This window comes from Paenibacillus sp. FSL R7-0189, from assembly GCF_037969925.1.
In the GTDB taxonomy this organism is placed as follows: Bacteria; Bacillota; Bacilli; order Paenibacillales; family Paenibacillaceae; genus Paenibacillus_AQ; species Paenibacillus_AQ odorifer.
Map to the genome: position 1 here is coordinate 6186226 of NZ_CP150223.1, position 13346 is coordinate 6199571.

The 13346-nt window shown below is 42.3% G+C and carries 15 protein-coding genes; 5 read left to right on the forward strand and 10 right to left on the reverse strand.

Annotation, left to right across the window (positions count from 1 at the left end):
• Positions 1–33: 33 nt before the first annotated feature.
• From MKY63_RS27070 to MKY63_RS27085, 4 genes are read left to right on the forward strand one after another with little or no spacing between them, the layout of a single operon-like run.
• Positions 34–870, forward strand: a complete 837-nt coding sequence (locus tag MKY63_RS27070; protein WP_305953517.1) for an AraC family transcriptional regulator — start codon at positions 34–36, stop codon at positions 868–870.
• Positions 871–899: 29 nt separating this feature from the next.
• A complete protein-coding gene (locus MKY63_RS27075; RefSeq protein WP_254924520.1) occupies positions 900–1181 on the forward strand; it encodes a GNAT family N-acetyltransferase in 282 nt (93 codons plus the stop codon).
• 15 nt (positions 1182–1196) lie between these two features.
• Complete coding sequence (locus MKY63_RS27080; RefSeq protein ID WP_076099325.1) at positions 1197–2051, forward strand: SDR family oxidoreductase; 855 nt, start codon at positions 1197–1199, stop codon at positions 2049–2051.
• Positions 2052–2073: 22 nt separating this feature from the next.
• Positions 2074–2964, forward strand: coding sequence for a LysR family transcriptional regulator (locus MKY63_RS27085; RefSeq protein ID WP_036678189.1), 891 nt, complete (start codon positions 2074–2076; stop codon positions 2962–2964).
• Between the two features lie 24 nt (positions 2965–2988).
• Here MKY63_RS27085 and MKY63_RS27090 read toward each other — a convergent pair whose 3' ends face one another.
• The 9 genes from MKY63_RS27090 to MKY63_RS27130 form a co-directional block, all read right to left on the reverse strand.
• Positions 2989–3672, reverse strand: coding sequence for an ABC transporter ATP-binding protein (locus tag MKY63_RS27090; RefSeq protein ID WP_036678191.1), 684 nt, complete (start codon positions 3670–3672; stop codon positions 2989–2991).
• Complete coding sequence (locus MKY63_RS27095; protein ID WP_339810550.1) at positions 3669–4787, reverse strand: ABC transporter permease; 1119 nt, start codon at positions 4785–4787, stop codon at positions 3669–3671. The genes MKY63_RS27090 and MKY63_RS27095 overlap by 4 nt, the downstream gene beginning before the upstream one ends.
• A 69-nt stretch (positions 4788–4856) precedes the next feature.
• Entirely contained in the window at positions 4857–6233 is a 1377-nt protein-coding gene (locus MKY63_RS27100; RefSeq protein ID WP_339810553.1) for a HAMP domain-containing sensor histidine kinase, read from the reverse strand.
• Positions 6230–6907: a response regulator transcription factor gene (locus MKY63_RS27105; protein ID WP_036678199.1), complete on the reverse strand. Its 678-nt coding sequence runs from the start codon at positions 6905–6907 to the stop codon at positions 6230–6232. The genes MKY63_RS27100 and MKY63_RS27105 overlap by 4 nt, the downstream gene beginning before the upstream one ends.
• A 71-nt stretch (positions 6908–6978) precedes the next feature.
• The gene (locus tag MKY63_RS27110) at positions 6979–7785 is read right to left on the reverse strand and encodes an NmrA family NAD(P)-binding protein (protein ID WP_076099327.1); all 807 of its coding nucleotides are present in this window, start codon (positions 7783–7785) and stop codon (positions 6979–6981) included.
• Between the two features lie 17 nt (positions 7786–7802).
• Complete coding sequence (locus MKY63_RS27115; protein WP_038570758.1) at positions 7803–8255, reverse strand: MarR family transcriptional regulator; 453 nt, start codon at positions 8253–8255, stop codon at positions 7803–7805.
• A gap of 140 nt (positions 8256–8395) precedes the next feature.
• Positions 8396–9589, reverse strand: a complete 1194-nt coding sequence (locus MKY63_RS27120) for a metallophosphoesterase (RefSeq protein WP_038570755.1) — start codon at positions 9587–9589, stop codon at positions 8396–8398.
• A gap of 152 nt (positions 9590–9741) precedes the next feature.
• Positions 9742–10152 (reverse strand): bacteriohemerythrin, encoded by a 411-nt coding sequence (locus MKY63_RS27125; protein WP_051491008.1) that lies wholly within the window; start codon positions 10150–10152, stop codon positions 9742–9744.
• 150 nt (positions 10153–10302) lie between these two features.
• Positions 10303–11172, reverse strand: a complete 870-nt coding sequence (locus tag MKY63_RS27130; RefSeq protein ID WP_036678210.1) for a cation diffusion facilitator family transporter — start codon at positions 11170–11172, stop codon at positions 10303–10305.
• Positions 11173–11421: 249 nt separating this feature from the next.
• Here MKY63_RS27130 and MKY63_RS27135 point away from each other — a divergent pair, with 249 nt between their 5' ends.
• Positions 11422–12780: a PQQ-binding-like beta-propeller repeat protein gene (locus tag MKY63_RS27135; RefSeq protein WP_339810557.1), complete on the forward strand. Its 1359-nt coding sequence runs from the start codon at positions 11422–11424 to the stop codon at positions 12778–12780.
• 37 nt (positions 12781–12817) lie between these two features.
• Here the strand turns inward: MKY63_RS27135 and MKY63_RS27140 are convergent, their stop codons facing one another.
• A complete protein-coding gene (locus tag MKY63_RS27140; protein WP_076129328.1) occupies positions 12818–13321 on the reverse strand; it encodes a ferritin in 504 nt (167 codons plus the stop codon).
• Positions 13322–13346 lie beyond the last annotated feature (25 nt).

The following is a 13346-nucleotide window of genomic DNA, read 5'->3' on the forward strand; positions in this document are numbered from 1 at the left end:
ATAATAAGGATAATCAAGTCATAGAGGAGCTAGATGATGAATAATCCAGGTAACCTTACCGGCAGATTCCTCCAGAATCTTACCGTAAAAGTGACCCATGCCCAACTTAGAAGCGGATATAGCGGGTGGAATCGTACGCTGGAAACCCCAACATTTAATCGGCTGTATTTTATTGACCGCGGTGAGGGAAAAGTTATCATTAACGGTGTTACTTATTATCCGAGAGCAGGTCAGCTAATGATCATGCCCGCAGGAAGCACTCAAACTACAGAAACGTCAATGAATGATCCCTATACACGCTATTTCTGCCATTTTGATGCTGATATTGGGGAGTGGCCCTTATTCCATTCGGCAAACAAACTGTTTATCTGTGATGCGCCCGACCCAGATTCCGTACGGGTTATTTTCACAGAAATGATCGAACAGTTTCAAAAAGATGATGTATTGTCCATTCTGCGTACTCAGGCGAACGTCCTCAATCTAATTGCTACTTGCCTTGAATCGAACGAGAATATCAAAACAGACTTTATGCAAGAATTTATACATACGGGGGATCAAGGAAAGCTCGCCTATGTTCTTCAATATATTGATGAGCGGCTGGATAAACCCATAGAAATAGAAGAGTTAGCAGAAATTGTCCACTTACATCCGAACTATTTCATCCCCTACTTCAAGAAATTTATAGGGGTTCCCCCCATGCATTATGTACAATTGAAAAGAATGGAGCATGCTAAAAGACAGCTTTCTTATAGCAATTTCAGCATTTCAGATATCGCGGAGCAAGTAAGTATGGAATTAGCCCATTTCTCTAAATATTTCAAAAAGACAATAGGAATCTCCCCTTCTGCCTATCGTAACAGCACTAAGTAAATTTATTAGGGAATGTCCGGATCTATGTGTTGGAACAATTAGGAGAACGACTACAAGAAATCGGAACCCATAGAGATCATGCTGTATATGTAGCTGAATCAGATCACCGATTGGTAGGATGGATACATGCGACCGTTCGAATTTTGCTTGAGTCTCCTTCATTTGTTGAAATCGGAGGTCTTGTTGTTGATCAGACTTGCCGCGGAGAAGGAATTGGCAGACAGCTTGTAGAAACCTGTGAACGATGGGCAATCCAAACAGGGATTAGTTCGTACTTGATAAGGAACTTTAATCACACTCAGGACTTTTAGGGAGGCTCAATGGTTATGCTAGAATTAACTTTGCATCCAACATTAGAAGGAAAAATCGCTGTGATTACCGGAGGAGCCGGTGTATTATGCCGGGTTATGGCGCTAGAGTTAGGTCGACAAGGAGCTAAAGTCGCGATTCTAAATCGTACCGCAGCTAAGGGAGATTTGGTTGCCGCTGAAATTACTGCCGCAGGCGGTCAAGCAATTTCACTCTCCTGTGATGTTACAGATCAACAGAGTGTTATGAAAGCCGCAGAAGCTGTTAAGAATCACTGGGGTCCTTGCGATCTATTAATTAACGGTGCTGGCGGAAATGATTCCTCAGCAAATACGACCCAAGAGATTTTCAAAAATGATGACCTGGAGAACCCGGACATATTCACTTTTTTTGACCTTAGTGTAGATGGATTTCGCAACGTGATGGACCTTAATCTGATTGGAACATTGATCCCAACCCAAGTTTTTGCCAAGCAGATGCTCGGCAGAACGGGCACATCTGTAATTAATATTTCATCCATGAGCGCACCTTCTCCAATGACCAAAGTACCTGCCTACAGCGCTGCCAAAGCAGGAATTAATAATCTCACCCAGTGGCTCTCCGTTCATTTCGCTGAGTCTGGTATACGTGTGAATGCCATTGCCCCTGGCTTTTTCCTTACTAAACAAAATGAGAAGCTGTTGGTTCGTGAAGATGGCGAGCTTACAGACCGTTCCCAAAAAATCATCTCTCATACTCCAATGCGCCGCTTTGGACAGCCGGAGGATCTGCTTGGCACACTACTCTGGTTAGCAGATGAAGCAATGTCCAGCTTTGTGACCGGAGTTACCGTCCCCGTTGACGGTGGATTCTTGGCTTATTCGGGAGTATAGACTAATCTAATGAGGGATTAAAATGATTGTAGATCCATTACGCGTATTCGTTACTGTAGCTGAACTGAGTCATTTTTCCAAAGCAGGAGAAGCGCTGAATTTATCTCAACCCGGTGTCAGTCTGCATATCCGGAATCTTGAGAATGAGCTCGGTGCTAAACTCCTGCATCGTTCTTCTAAACAGGTTAGATTAACAGAAGCCGGTAGTATTCTTTATAAACACGCCAAACAAATATTGGCTCATTTCGATGAAGCAAGTCAGGAAATCCATATGCTTCAGGACGAAGTCACTGGGAGTATACATATCGGCGCTAGTTTTACTATTGGTGAATATATTTTGCCGGCAAGACTTGCTGATTTTGCCAATCAATATCCGCAGGTCAAGCTGCAAGTGACGATAGGCAATACTGAGGAGATTATTGGAGGCGTTAAATCCAACGAACTGGACATAGGGTTTATTGAAGGCGAGGTCCATGAGAATGATCTCAACGTCACTCCTTATATGAAAGACGAGATGATTATGGTCGCCCCTGCTACCCACCCTCTGTCAAAAGCGATTTCTGTGGAGCAGAGCATGTTGCAGGATCAGGTTTGGGTGCTTCGCGAGCATGGCTCGGGCACACGAGCTTTCAGCGATCATTTCCTACAGGAGGAAGATATTTCTGTTAAAAGATCCTATGTCTTCAACAGCTCTCAAGGTGTTAAAGAAGCTGTGGCCTCCGGTCTCGGAATCGCCATGCTCTCCAGATGGATTGTACGGAAGGAACTGGAAAGTGGTGAGATCAAGGAGCTGCCAATCAGGCAACATCATCTGGAAAGGCAATTCTCGATCATCCGACATCAAGAATGTTCTTCTTCCTTAGCTACCGATGTCTTTATAAAAAAGCTACTTGTCTTTAGAAAAGACAAATAGCTTTTTTTCTTCCACACTATGAAATTATACTTGATGTTCAACCAAATGCCCGTCTTCCAGATGCAGAACGCGGTCACACCATTCGAGCATCCGTTCATCATGAGTGACCATTACCGCTGCTTTCCCCTCACTCTTCACCTCATCAGCGATCATGCGTACAACTTCTCTTCCGCGTTTGAAGTCCAGACTGGCTGTCGGCTCATCTGCAAAGAGAATCGCTGGTTTATTCATCCATGCTCTAGCGATAGCTACACGCTGCTTCTCCCCACCGGATAGCTGCTCCGGATAGTGATTACGCCGTTTCCAGATATCCAATCGTTTCATCAAATCGGCAGCCCGTTCCTTCGCTTCCTTAGCACTCATTTTCCCCTGCTTAGCTACAAAAAGGAGTTGCTCCTCTACCTTCAAATAAGGCAATAGTTGAGCGCTTTGGAACATAAAGCCTATCTTCTCTAAACGGAGCTCTGTCAGCTCACTTTTACTTTTATCTGTAAGTGATTCTCCATCTATAAAAATCTCACCGCTAGTAGGTGTTAGAAGCGCACCAGCCGCTGAAAGGAATGTACTTTTCCCTGTTCCCGAAGGTCCAAGGACAGCAACGAATTCCCCTTCATTAACGATCAGATTCAAATTGTTCAGCACAGACACCGTTGTGTCGCCATCACCGTAGTTTTTGGTTACTTGCTTCATAATTAGTTTTGCACTCATGCTCCAGCCCTCCCAATAGCTTCTAATGCATCTACTTTTGCCACTTTAGCGACAGAAATTAGTGATCCTAAAAGAGACATCCCAACGAATAAACAGCTGGTTAAAAGAATGGTGGAAGGCTCCAGTTGGAATGGCATCGAATCTGGCAGGACCTTATTCATCCCAAAGGTAAGCAGTAAGCTAATGCAAAGACTTGATATAGCTAAAATCATGACCTGCCCTACCACGCTCCAAGCCAAGTAAGACATTTTAGTACCCATCGCCTTCAGAATACCAAACTGACTTGTTTTCTGAATCGTAATGACATAGAAGAATACCGCCAGAACAAACGCTGCGATCACAAACAGGAAAACAATCATCATTAGCAGTGAACCCTGCTCTGCCGAGTAGCCCGGAATATTGGATATAGCTACTTTTTGCGTAATGACCTCTACATCTTTTACATTCGTTGAAATCTTATCTACTTGATCAGCATTCGCATTCAGGGCAATCACATTAAACGGTACCGACGAAGAGGTTTCTTCTCCTTGGTTAACCACCTGCTTCATAGCTTGCCAATCCTGATTGTTGATATAAACTACTGGGGTATGGCTGTATGAGCTATCCTCAACAAAACCTGCAACAGTAAATTCCATCCCGGTTGCCTGATCACGAATAATACTGCCAAGTTTGATTCCTGACTGTTCGAGGTCACGATCAACAAGGACTTTACCGTTTGTCTCATTAGTAATCTTGTCACCTTCAGCTACTTTAGGGGCTAATAACCCATTCATATCTACTGCAAAAAAAGTAATATCTACTTTAACGTCTGCATCATTAGCAGTGACAGTGCTCATCTGCATTGCAAGTGAAGACGCATTATTGTCTCCAACTACTGCACGTACATTCTGGAGCTCCGTATCTGTTAACTGAGAACGTCTAAAGGTCTGATCCGCATCACCTTGTACTACAAAATAATTCGCCGGCATGTTCTCTACTGCAGAGATATTTGCATACGCTAATCCTCTGGCTAGTCCCGTGACGAAAAGTACAAGAAAGGAAACCAATAACATGATAACCATAATTAATAGGTATCTGGCTTTAGAATGTCGCATTTCCCTTAAGGCTAAAAACATATTACCACTCCTTCTAATCTGTATAGTCACAGTTTAGAAGATGAAAATGAACGGAGTATGAATAATGAATTACAAAAGCGGAAGTGTAACTGTAAAGGTAGTCCCTTCACCCAAAGTACTGGTTACTTCAATGGTTCCGTTATGCGCTTCTACGATTTTTTGAGAAATCGCAAGTCCAAGTCCGCTGCTATGTGTTTCATGCGTTCGTGCTCGATCTACTTTATAGAAACGATCAAAGATTAACGGTAACTCCTCGGCTGAAATGCCTTCACCCGTATCAGACACAGAAACAATACAGTTCTGTTCCACTAGCTTCGCGGAAATCATAATGGAACCTTCAGCAGGTGTGTATTTTATGGCGTTGGAGAGCAGGTTCATCCATACCTGGAACAATAGATTTGAATCACCTAGAACGCTGATGTCAGCAAGATTCAAACGCACGGCCAGTTGTTTCTCCGTTAATCTCCATTCCATGATTTGTACGACCTGTCTTAGTTGTGCACGCAAGTCTGTCGACTTTTTCTGTATGGAATTAGGATCATAATCAAGTGAAGACAAGGTAAGCAGCTGTTTGCTAAGCAATGAAAGACGATGGCTTTCTTGGTCAATAATATTGAGATACTGTAACCGTTCATCCTCAGGTAAGGTAGAATCTTTTAAAGCTTGGGCAAATCCCTGAATAGATGTTAATGGCGACTCAATTTCATGCGATACATTAGCGACAAATTCCTGACGTGCCCGATTTGTTCGTTCCAGCTCCCGGCTCATAATCATAAAATGGGAAGCTAGCTGACCAATTTCATCACGCCGCCACGTATTCAATTTGATATCGTATCTGCCTTTTGAGATCCGTTTAGTGGCCGTCGTCAAACGTGTAATAGGTCTAACTACATGCAGTACGCTAATCATTACAAAGCCTAAGCTAAACAACACGGTGAACCCAATGATCACAGCGAAAAAGACGCGCAGCTCACCGAACTGTACTTCAGCATCCGGCCGCATAAACAAAGCATACGTCTCATTGTTTACTTTTACAGGAACACCAATTGAATTACGCAGTTGATTATCAAAAAATCCGGTAATAAATGCACTGTCCGGGAAATCCGCGACCCCATGATAAATTTGCCCATTCAGAACCTTCTCTAGTTGCTGCTCATCCAAATCTTCTTTTCTAAAGGGCTTACCGTAGAATCTTGATTCCCCTTCAGCATCAGTTAAATAGATTTTATAACCCAGCTTGGCTATACTCCGCAAATAATCCTCCATCGTTTCCGGATGTGATTCTACGAATTGTTGAACCTCGATAGCCATTCCGGTAAGTTTGGCATCGTTCTGAGATTTAATCTGGGCTTGATAGTAAATATTAGACACCAAAAATCCAAGAAGGCTACTCACCACAATTACTGAACAGAAGACAATACACATCCGGACATACAAGGATCTCATACGTTAACCATCTCCAATTTATAGCCAATACCTCGAACTGTTCGGATCACAAAATCTTCCTGATAATCTACGAAGCGCTGACGCAAACGTTTGATATGTACATCGACTGTTCGCTCATCACCTTCATAATCCATGCCCCATACCAGTTCAATTAACTCACTACGTGTATATAACCTGCCTGGATATTGCGCCAATTGAGCCAGAAGCTCAAACTCTTTTACCGGCAGCAGCAGAACCTCATCACCATCGGTTATTTCATAATTTTTCCGATCAATAACTAGAGAATTTAATCGAATCCGATCATCTGAAGCAATGGAATAGCGGCGGAATAAAGCTTTGATCCGAAATAGCAACTCTTCAGGCTCAAAAGGCTTCGTTACATAATCATCCGTCCCCCGCAAATAACCTTGCTCTTTATCACTCAGCTGCTGGCGTGCTGTCAATAAAATGATCGGAATATCATACGTTTCTCTAATATGCTGACATAGCTCTAACCCATCTACATGTGGCATCATTACATCTACGACCGCTAAATCCGCAATACTGTCCTGCAATTTATGTATCGCATCTCGGCCATCACTGGCCTCCATCACCTGATATCCTTCCCTTGTTAGTACATGTTTTAATAATGTTCGAATATTCACATCGTCATCTGCTACTAAAATCTTCTTCATCATTTACACTCCCTGAATAATGGATGAACTCATAGTAACAACTTTATAACGATAGAACAACTAAAGTCAGATCAAACAAAAGGCTTGATACTCTCTCTAAGTGTGGTAACCGGCCGCTCCATCAGTCTCTCCAGATCTTTTGATGTAGAAGCAGTGTCTATCTTCGCAAGAAACGAATATATCCAATGTTGAACGCTTGAATCCTCGCGAAACGTAATTCTTTTCCCTGATAACTCTGATAATACATCAACTAATTCGTTAAAGTCCCAAACGCTAGGTGCGGCTAGTTCGTAGATTTGGTTCTCATGTCCACTCGTTGTAAGAACCTTTGCCGTAGCTAAAGCGAGATCCTCACGAGTGACTGAGTTAAACTGCCAGTTCCCTGGATAAGTGGTTAGCTCGCCGCTTTCCATGGCTTCCTTCAACCCAAGCACACCCACAAAATCTATATACAAAGCGTTACGCAGAAACGTATAATCTATCCCTGATTCAAGAATCATCTGCTCAGTTAGTAAATGAACATGATAAGAAGGAATCGGACCTTTGGGGGGAAATGCAAATCCAGTATAAAGCAGATGTTTCACATCGGCTTTTTTTGCTGCATGAATGACCTGAGCATGCTGATTTAATCTGATCTTATCATCGGTATGAGAGCTGGAGATTAGAAGTAATGTTGTGACCCCTGTAAAAGCTTCAATCAGCGAATCCAACTGGTCATAATCGCCAAAACGGACTTCGAACCCTTTTTCTAAATAATTAGCAGCTTTCTCTCGCTGACGAACACACGCAATAACTTGACTAGCCGGAACATACTTCTCAAGGTTCTCCATAATTAAGCTGCCTAATTGGCCTGTGGCTCCTGTAACCATAATCGACATACATAACACCCTTTCTGTTATTCGAATGTACTCAGTTTTTGTAATAAAAAGATAAGTTGGTGCAGCTCCTGATCATTCAGATTCTGCATTCTCTCTGCGACAGCCTGACGATTCTCTGGAAGATGCTCTAAAAGTAATTGCTTGCCTTCACTTGTAATCGAAATGACGCTTTTTCTGCCATCCTTGGTATCATTCGAACGGGTTATTAATCCATCTCGTTCCAATGGTGTTAACAGCATGCTTATATTAGCTTTGGTAACTCCAATAATTTGAGCCAATGTAGAAGGTAAAATCGCACCTCCTTGTTTAGATATCTCCACCAAGATACGAATTCTTGCTCCGTTCAATCCTTTCGACTGCCAATATTTCTCAGAAACAGAAACTAAATTTGCAGTAGCTTCAACTAATGTAAAAAATGCTTTGGTATGCAATGGCTGATTCAGCACAAACTGTTGTAAATGATCCATAATCTATAATTCAGCTCCAATATAGTTAAGTCCTTAACTTTTTTCAAACATACTACAATCCCCATGCGTTGTCAAAAAAAAGAAGCTGCCTCACCTAGCAGAATAAATCTGCTGATGAAACAGCCTCTAAATATAAACTCACCTTAGATTAACACCGTTTTTGTGGAAACAGGCTCTTCACTGTATTTTTTAGAACCCTCCAGCATAACCTCTAGCTTAATGATCTCCGACCGGCTTGCTAAACGAATTGGGGGTCCCCATGTTCCATAACCTGACGACACGACTACATGCAAATTGTCCTTACGAAGATATCCCCAGTCCAGCTCGAACAAACGTTTAGTGATCCAGTGATTTGGAGCAATCTGTCCTCGGTGTGTATGACCAGAGAGTAGAACGTCTACCCCAGCTTGAGCGGCTACGTCGAAGCCTGTAGGCTGATGATCCATCATAATCACAGGACGTGTAAGATCAAGTCCTTCGAGCAAGGAGCTTACACTTTGTCTGCCACCGGCTTCCATCGCCTCGGCTGTCTTATCTTTTCGGCCTACAATATAGGTTCCTGCGACTTCTTCAACCTCATCTTGCAGGACCTTGATCCCAATACTACTCATCAAATCGGTATATTCCTTAATTGATCCACCATAATATTCGTGATTGCCCAGTACTGCGTAGACACCATAACGAGCTTTTAACTGTTTAATCTGTTCACTCATACTATTGCGGATAAAAGGTTCAATGCTGTCATCCAAGACATCTCCAGCCAGCAAAATCACATCGGGTTGCATAGCGTTCATTTGTGAAACCATTTTTTTGAGATGACGATTGCCCACGATATTCCCTAAGTGCAGGTCTGAAGCAACCGCGATCGTTAATGGCGTGCTGGTGCCAATAGATTTATCAATAGGAATGGAATGTGTGCGGATCACGGTACTCCAGGCGTTGATTGAACCCCAGACCAGAAAAACTGCCAGTAATATCAGAATTGTCCCGCCCGCTTCTGCGATGTAATAGGTACGATCGATTCCCGACCATCCCAGTATCACATATAATAGGTCTGCCAAAGGTAACGTAATGATAGCAAATTCCATACAGGCTAGATAATACGATCCAATCACTTTAAAGAATCTGGCGATCGGTTTAACCGATTTTGGCCATGGAATCATTCCAATGACATACGCAAAAGCGATGAGTATAAATAATGTCCAGAATACTGCTGACGAAACACCTGAAAACCATTCATGAATAAGTAACCAGCCGTGATAGCCAATGTAGAAATTAACAAGACCCAGAATGAGCAGCATAGCAAATCCTGAAGCTAACATTCGTAATGTTTTCATCGTTTCTCTCCCCTTTACCTTACTACTTCTCTACTTCTTATCTCAAATCATAACACAAACCGTTAACCCAGTATAAACTGTAATGCGGTGTTCGGAAAACATCGGAACTAAAAAAAGAAAATGCCCTTCGGCATCTCCTTTGGAGGTTTATCTTATATCGCTTTATCACGTGTGGCCATACATTGACCAATCAGCTTATCGCATTTATTGATGTGATTTATCAGCCAGTCTGTTAACGTTCGATTAAGCTTGATGGTTGAGAGTACGGATACTCCCTTTGTTTTGACCGTTTCTTCCAATTCGAGAACAGCCTTCACGAAATCAGCATGTGTCTGACGATGTTCAGCTAGTTCAGGGAAGTTGATCTCCTCCATCAGCTGCTCTTCATTACTGAAATGTTCAATCGTGTATTCTTTTAAGAATTTCAGCGTTTCCTCGATCTTTTCTTTCCCTTGCTGATTACTGCATGCTTCAAAGAACTCGTTCAATTTCGCTAACAACTGTCTGTGCTGGCAGTCAATTTTTTCTACACCGATATCATATGAATCTTTCCAAGCGATCATGAAATCACCATTCCGTTTCTTGAAAATTACATTTCAATTTTATTTTCCACCTTTCTCCACAAAAGAACTATTAACAACATCACAGGCGTCTATATTCAACCTTTAGCTGTACATATAGCACCTACTGATTTGGTACCTATTTAATAATCTCTACTTCATCACGGGTTCGATATGTACAAGTACATTGGAAACTTGGTGCCGGTCTTTTAACTGTTCTTCAATTTCTTCCGTAATATCATGGCTCTGCACCACACTTAGCTGAGAATCCACTAGTACAGTTGTGTCTACTAATACGTTATTCCCATGGATACGGGCTTTGATATCTTTTATGGATTGTACGCCATCAATTTCTGCCACAGTTTCTTTCATCTGTTCAAGCTCTTCCGCATCAAATCCGTCCGTTAGATCATGCGTAGCCTTGCTAAAGATATCCCATGCCGTCTTACAGATGATTAGTCCGACAATGATAGCTGTAAGCGGGTCAAGCCAAGGAACGCCTAAGGAGGAAGCCACAATTCCGATAAAAGCGCCCACGCTAACTATAGCATCTGATCGATTATCCAGTGCTACTGCCCGCATTGCGTTACTGTTAATGGCGCGGGCCAGCCTAATATTATACATATAGACAGCCATCATAACTACAGCACACCCCACTGCCGTCCACGCCGCTATAAGATCAGGACTTTCCAGTGCTGGTTGAATAAACTTGTTCACAGCTTGATACAAAACTTGAAGCCCTACCGCAATCATAATGAATGAAGCAATTAATGAAGCCACGGTCTCCGCTCTAAAATGCCCGTAGCTGTGGTTCGAATCCGGCGGTCTTCTGGAAATCTTCAGGCCAATTAGTACCGCGATAGAAGCAATAATATCGGTACTGTTATTCAATCCATCTGCAAGCAACGCTTGAGATCCTGAGACTGTACCTATGAACAGCTTGATAGCTGATAAAAAGATATAAGCAACGATGCTTAGCCAAGCTCCTTTTTCGCCTTGTTTAATGTCGTTATAAGTTTCCAAAAAAAGAACCCCCAAAGAATAGTATTGTTCTATACTACACTTTGAGATTCGGGTGGGTCTAGAGAAACAGTGTTGCTACGGGGCGTAATAGTTCCCTCTGTCAAATAGAGTTGCAAGGTCGTAACTGTTTTGCAGAACGTAACATAGTTTGCCCCCGTTCAACTTTGCTTCCATTCTTCTGGAATAGTAACTTTTTGCTATTTTTATTGTCTAATTATAGTAATGACAAATTTAAAGGAGCGTGGAGTGATGATTCAGTCTTTGCCGAAGAAAATTGTTACGTGTTTAGCTATAGGGAGTATTTTAATTCCAGTAACAAACAGTGGATCAACGTCAGTCATTTCCGCAGAAAAAGCAGTTGTAAGCCTAAGTAACACTTATTACAGTGAAGTCACAGCCCCGATCCTAAAACCTGTTTGGTCAGCACAACTCGCCATTTTAAAAAAAGACAGAATCACCGGACAGGACATTACAGCACTCGCGGAAAACGGGAAGATCTTTGCGTTGCAGCGCAATGAAAAATTAACCGCAATGAATGCGGCAACAGGCAAAAAATTATGGGAGTTCGGAAGTGGATTAGCGCCGCTATTCACATACAATAATGGATTTATCTACGGTCTGACCCAAAGCGGCTCCCTATATGCCGTTAGTGAGGCAGGTAAAAAAGCATGGTCGGCTTCCATAACACTCCCCAAAGCTACAAATATACAGCGTTTAGGATCTACTATTTATGTTACTCAAGAGGAACAATTAGCAGCAGTTGACGCCGTAACCGGAAAGATCAAATGGAAGGCTGTAGAGAAAAGCAATAACTTTACAGGCTTATCAGAGGTCATGGAATCAGATGGGGTCGTTATTCGCAGCTATCTGTCTCAAGGGGCCTTAACTACTGCTGGACTCGCCGCTTATGACAGTCTGACAGGAAAAAAACTATGGGACCAGACCCGGCAATGGATGCCGTTAGCAGTGAAGGATGGGCTCCTCTACTCTATCACGAATACATTTATGATGGATGATGACCCGGTAAATCGAAAAGTCAAAGTATCCGTGTTCAACATAAAGACAGGTGAATTAAAAGGAGAACGTTTATATAAATGGACAGATACCGAGAATAAAGATGGTGTGTACAGTTATAATGGGATGAATGGAAACGCGTTTTTGGATGGAAAGGACTTTTATATCTTTCAGGGCAGTAAGTTTGTGAAATATGATTTCTGGAATTATTCTGCAGAGGGTAAACCGGTGCAAACCTGGGCCTCGATGGTTAAAGAAAAAGACTCTCCATTGAACCAAGTTTATCAACAAAGAATGTTATTTCAAAATCAAGATAAAGGTACTTTATCCGCACTTAAGCTAGGAACTGGCCAGCTTGTCGACCTCAATATTGGAGAGAATCCAGTGGTACAGACGGATCTGTTCGGAAACGTGGTTTATAGTGGACAATCTGATGGCCTATTTCACGCTTATGACATGTTAACTCTAAAGCCTATTTTCACTGTGAACACAGGCTCTCGTAACTTTGCCCCTTCCCTTAAAACTGGAGGGATGCTGATGATTCGGACGGATAATAAGCTGCTCGCGATTAAACTTCCTACATCTATAAAATAAAAAAGCCTGATTTCTCAGGCTTTTGGGCTTCAATAACTTATTCAGCCGGAGCTGTAAAAGTACGTGCAGCAAACTCGGCATCCAGCATGTAGAAGGCGTTGCTATCTTTTTCAATTCGTTTCAGTTTACTGATGATGTTGCTAAAGAGTGCTTCTTCTTCTACTTGCTCGTCTATAAACCATTTCAAGAAATAAATCGTCGCATGTTCACGCTCATCCAGAGCAAGGTCAGCCAAATGATAGAACCGTTTAGTGTTCTGCTGTTCATGCGCGAAGGCATGTTCAAAAGCATCTAACATCGAGTTATATTCGTTCTTCGGCTCTGGCAGTGCTTCTAGCGTAGCACGGTTATCCCGGTCGTTAAGGAATTTATAAATCTTCATGGCATGGAACCGTTCTTCTTCGGCTTGAATTAGAAAAAAGTTTGCAAATCCATCCAGACTTTCGCCGGAACAATAAGCAGCCATCGCTAGATAAACATGAGCGGAATAAAACTCGAAATTCATCTGTTCATTAAGTGCTTGTACTAATCCATCTTTCATTGGACCGTCACCTCATTATTCAAAT

Coding starts and splice junctions, on each gene's coding strand:
- MKY63_RS27140 (WP_076129328.1), bottom strand. CDS start 13,321: ATGAAAGATGGATTAGTACAAGCACTTAATGAACAGATGAATTTCGAG.
- MKY63_RS27095 (WP_339810550.1), bottom strand. CDS start 4,787: ATGTTTTTAGCCTTAAGGGAAATGCGACATTCTAAAGCCAGATACCTA.
- MKY63_RS27090 (WP_036678191.1), bottom strand. CDS start 3,672: ATGAGTGCAAAACTAATTATGAAGCAAGTAACCAAAAACTACGGTGAT.
- MKY63_RS27125 (WP_051491008.1), bottom strand. CDS start 10,152: ATGATCGCTTGGAAAGATTCATATGATATCGGTGTAGAAAAAATTGAC.
- MKY63_RS27070 (WP_305953517.1), top strand. CDS start 34: ATGATGAATAATCCAGGTAACCTTACCGGCAGATTCCTCCAGAATCTT.
- MKY63_RS27105 (WP_036678199.1), bottom strand. CDS start 6,907: ATGAAGAAGATTTTAGTAGCAGATGACGATGTGAATATTCGAACATTA.
- MKY63_RS27080 (WP_076099325.1), top strand. CDS start 1,197: ATGCTAGAATTAACTTTGCATCCAACATTAGAAGGAAAAATCGCTGTG.
- MKY63_RS27110 (WP_076099327.1), bottom strand. CDS start 7,785: ATGTCGATTATGGTTACAGGAGCCACAGGCCAATTAGGCAGCTTAATT.
- MKY63_RS27100 (WP_339810553.1), bottom strand. CDS start 6,233: ATGAGATCCTTGTATGTCCGGATGTGTATTGTCTTCTGTTCAGTAATT.
- MKY63_RS27120 (WP_038570755.1), bottom strand. CDS start 9,589: ATGAAAACATTACGAATGTTAGCTTCAGGATTTGCTATGCTGCTCATT.
- MKY63_RS27135 (WP_339810557.1), top strand. CDS start 11,422: ATGATTCAGTCTTTGCCGAAGAAAATTGTTACGTGTTTAGCTATAGGG.
- MKY63_RS27085 (WP_036678189.1), top strand. CDS start 2,074: ATGATTGTAGATCCATTACGCGTATTCGTTACTGTAGCTGAACTGAGT.